The sequence below is a fragment of the Vibrio sp. D173a genome (assembly GCF_030248475.1).
In genome coordinates this window covers 1-2,918 of sequence record NZ_JAHGAH010000081.1, presented here as the reverse complement: position 1 = coordinate 2,918, position 2,918 = coordinate 1, and the positions used below count along the sequence as shown (strand labels likewise).

Genomic DNA, 2,918 nt, shown 5'->3' with positions numbered 1-2,918 from the left:
CATTGGGGTCCACTTCTGTATTCAAATTTTTTGCTTTAGAAAAATGGGAAGCGATTGATTTTAAGCTCATATATTTGCCTACTTAATCTAAATTCGATATTTGTTCAAACAACAAAAGCAGCCGAATTAAGGCTGCTTTAGTAGTGATATTCCTAACCTAGTTAGAACTCATAGTTCACACTAAGCTCGACAGATTGCTCTGCACCGAACCAACAGTTCGATTGGTCATAACACGCGTAATACTCTTCGTTGAAAATATTGTTCACGGCTAGGTTCGCTGTTGCACCAGATAGCGCATCACTGGCTGCCCCTAAGTCGTAACCTACAGACAAATCAACCACCGTGTAAGACGGAACTTTACCTTGTGTATTACTCGCATCCATTTGCATTTCACCAACGTAACGAGCACCTACGCTGAATCGAGAGCCCGCTAGCATGCCGTTAAACACGTTGTAGTTTGCCCACATGTTAGCTGTGTGTTCAGGTACATAAATTGGCGTCGTACCTTCTAAACCATTGTTAGAGTCTTCCGTAATTTCCATGTCAACATACGTATATGCAGCAGTAATATCGAAGTTCTCGGTCGCGAACCAACGTCCTGATAGCTCTGCACCTTGCGATACCACTTCACCCACTTGGATTCTTGGGCCATAAACGTTGGTTGGGTCTGTCATCAACATGTCTTCTTTCACAATATGGAATAGAGAAACCGTTGCTTCTTTCGACATATCATCAGACAGGTATTTCACACCAATCTCTGCTTGCTGTGCTGTCTCTGGGTCAAACTCATTACCAGCCTTATCAACACCCGGCGCTGGTTCAAAGCTCGTCGCGTAACTAGCAAAAGGTGCTAACCCATTGTCAAACTGATACAGAGCCCCTAAGCGGTAAGTAAACTGTTTATGATCAGATTCATGCGCGTAGTAATCACTCTCTGATTTGTAATGGTCAAATCGTGCGCCAGCAATCAGTACTAATGCATCTAAACGGATTTGGTCTTGCAGGTAAAAGCCCAGTTGGCTTGATGTTGTGTCATCTAGATATTCACCTGTTTTAGTTACATCGCTACGATCTAACAGATCATTGTTAGGGTTCAATGGATCAAAGCTATTAAAGCCACTGCCATTCGCAATGTAAGACGAGTAGTTAACATTACCGTCTAAGTCTTGGTAATCTAGACCAAGCAATAGATTGTGTTCGACAGACCCAACATTGATGATGCCGCTCAACTGGTTATCAATAACAAAGCCTTTGAAACTCTCATCCGTTGAATACAAATAACGATCCAGCTGGTTCGGCGTTCTTGGGTCGTAACTCACATGATAAGTGTTCTCTTGATATAGAGACGCATCGGTGTAACGAGCATTCTGTAAGAATGTCCATTTATCATTGAAGTCATGGTTAATCTTATAACCAACCATCAACACTTCACGTTCCAACGTATTCCAATTCTTATCACCCATCGAAACGGATGGATCGCTTACTTTCAGAACATCTAATGGCATTGCCGAGTTAATGCCCATTGAAGGATCTTTTTGGTAGTAAAGGTTAAAGTTAACTAATGTACTGTCAGTTGCTTGCCAATCCACTGAGGGAGCAATTAGGTATCGCTCTTCTTCTGCATTATCAACTTGGCTATCTTGTTTACGAGCAAGCGCGATCAAACGGTAAGAAAAATCACTGTCCCCAAACTGACCAGTGGTATCGATAGAAGCTTCCTGCAAATTACGTGACCCCGTCGCAACGCCAACCTTAGTGGATTGCTCATTTTGCGGGGCTTTCGCGATCATATTCACCATACCACCTGGGGGCATTGCACCATAAAGTACAGAGGTTGGTCCTTTAAAGATCTCGACTTGCTGCATTGCAATCGGGTCAATCTGTGGCTGTAGGTTCCAACCATTTAAGAATTGAAGCGAAAGACCATCGTAGTAGTTAACGTTGTTGGTCGCAAAACCACGGATAGAGTACGAATCAAACATGGCTACCGAACTACCACGGTTTTCAGTTACAACACCCGGTGCATAACGAAGGGCTTGATTCAAAGATTGAACACCTCGCTGCTCTAACTGTTCTTCATCAATAACGGTAATACCTTGAGGCGTTTCTTCTGGCTCAAGAGCCGACTTAGTTGCGGTATTACGATAAGCTTTTCCTAAAACAGTGATAGTTTCTATATTCGAATCTGTCGCTGTAACAGCTTCTTCTGCTAAAACCTGCGTGGAAAATGCAGTCAACAACGCAACTGCCAGTGATGAATACTTAAAACGAACGTGAGTGGTCATGATTCCCTCGGTACCAATGCTTAACTTAAATAGTAATAAATCTCATTTGCATTGTGTGTATCTATAAAAGGGATAATTAACAATTTGGTGCAAATTCCAAAAGAACTTGGCCAATTTTGAGAAGAGTTAGGTCAATTGATGATTAAAAATACAATTAACCTTATTGTTTGAGAGGCTTTGTAGGGAGTACGCAGAAAGAAGATATGACTACGATTTAATAATAGGCACCCAGTATTCCATGACGGCATCTGCGGCATTAGATTTATAGGCTGACGGGTACACTTCAAGTTCGTAACCGTCGACACCTCGATAACCAGATTTAGGCAACCAATTAAGTACGAACCAGCTCAGAGTGTATCGAAGATTCTCAATCGGGCCACAGTGTTTAACCACTGCGTAGGTTTGTTTAGGAACGGATAAGACCTCTAATTTATCAGAGATAATGCTTGGCAATTGAGGGATTGAGATTTCGTCTTTAAGTTCGACCCCTGCCCAATAGCGGATATTAGGGTGTGTTGATCTTAGATGCTAGACCACCACACATTACCGCGAATAGCTCAGATTGAGTCATTTTTGGTACGAATGGGCGAACAACTAGAGGTGCTTCAGTTTGACCTACGAAAATGTTAGCTG

1 protein-coding gene and 1 pseudogene are annotated in these 2,918 nt (G+C 42.4%); both read right to left on the bottom strand.

The window, feature by feature from the left end; genetic code table 11:
- Window positions 1-161: 161 nt before the first annotated feature.
- On the bottom strand, window positions 162-2,285 hold the full coding sequence (locus KIV40_RS09690; protein WP_285348907.1) for a TonB-dependent siderophore receptor: 2,124 nt from the start codon (window positions 2,283-2,285) through the stop codon (window positions 162-164).
- A gap of 207 nt (window positions 2,286-2,492) precedes the next feature.
- Window positions 2,493-2,792, bottom strand: a pseudogene (locus tag KIV40_RS09685) (GyrI-like domain-containing protein); the annotation flags it as partial.
- Window positions 2,793-2,918 lie beyond the last annotated feature (126 nt).